This is a genomic window from Chromobacterium indicum, assembly GCF_039708975.1.
In the GTDB taxonomy this organism is placed as follows: domain Bacteria; phylum Pseudomonadota; class Gammaproteobacteria; order Burkholderiales; family Chromobacteriaceae; genus Chromobacterium; species Chromobacterium piscinae.
In genome coordinates this window covers 1-1,463 of the sequence record NZ_JAYFSJ010000038.1, presented here as the reverse complement: position 1 = coordinate 1,463, position 1,463 = coordinate 1, and the positions used below count along the sequence as shown (strand labels likewise).

Annotated in this window: 1 protein-coding gene; it reads left to right on the top strand. The window is 61.1% G+C overall.

The features are described 5' to 3' along the window. Positions 1–1,463: VCBS domain-containing protein (locus tag VA599_RS24100; protein WP_346791019.1), on the top strand; the 1,463-nt coding region annotated here is incomplete at both ends.

Sequence of the window (1,463 nt, the reverse complement as noted above, 5' to 3'; positions counted from 1 at the left end):
AACGACGCAGGCGCGGTGACCGAAGACGCCAACGTCTCGGCGGCGAATACGCTGGACTACAGCGGCAAGCTGAACGTGTCCGATGTCGATCAGGGCCAGGCGGTATTCAACACCACCCGCATCGACAACAAGACCGCCAACCTGGGCAACATCACCATCGACGCCAACGGCAACTGGCATTACAGCGTCGACAACGCCAAGGTCCAGTATCTGGGCCAGGGCGACACCCGCACCGAAGTCTTCACCGTCTACTCTCAGGACGGCACATCCCACGACATCACCGTCGTCGTCACCGGCGTCAATGATGCTGCGGTGATCTCCGGCAATGACCAAGGCGCCGTCACCGAAGACCAGAACGTCTCCGCGGCTAAAACCCTGGACTACAACGGCAAGCTGGATGTCAGCGACCTCGACCAGGGCCAGGCGGTGTTCAACACCAGCCGCATCGACAACAAGACCGCCAACCTCGGCAGCATCACCATCGACGCCAACGGCAACTGGCATTACAGCGTCGACAACGCCAAGGTGCAGTACCTGGGCCAGGGCGAGACCCGCACCGAAGTCTTCACCGTCTACTCGCAGGATGGCACCTCACACGACATCACCATCACCATCAATGGCGTCAACGACGCGGCCATCATCGGCGGCACCGACCACGGCATCGTGGTCGAAGACACCATCTTGCAAGTCGGCGGTACCCTGCTGGTCAAGGACGTGGATCAGAACCAATCCGCATTCAAGCCGATGGCCGACGTTCAGGTCGACTACGGCACCTTCCACTTCGACAGCGCCACCGGCCAGTGGACCTTCACCCTGGACAATGCCAAGGCACAGGAGCTGACCAGCGCCGACAGCCTGGACCGCAACTTCATCGTGTACTCGGTCGATGGCACAGCTCATACCGTCACCGTTACCATCCAGGGACAGGACGATCCAGCCGTCATCACCGGAAACGACCAGGGCGCCGTCACCGAAGACCTCAACGTTTCCGCCGCCAACACCCTGGACTACAGCGGCAAGCTGAACGTCGTCGATCCCGACCAAGGCCAATCGGTGTTCAACACCAGCCGCATCGACAGCAAGACCGCCAACCTCGGCACCATCACCATCGACGCCAACGGCAACTGGCATTACAGCGTCGACAACGCCAAGGTGCAGTACCTGGGACAGGGCGAGACCCGCAACGAGGTGTTCACCGTCTACACTCAGGACGGCACATCCCACGACATCACCGTCGTCGTCACCGGTGTCAATGATGCCGCAACCTTCTCCGGCAACGACGCAGGCGCGGTGACCGAAGACGCCAACGTCTCGGCGGTGAATACGCTGGACTATAGCGGCAAGCTGAACGTAACCGATGCCGACCAGGGCCAGTCTTCGTTCGACACCGCCCGCGTCGACAACAAGACCGCCAATCTGGGGTCGATCACCATCGACGCCAACGGCAACTGGCATTACAGCGT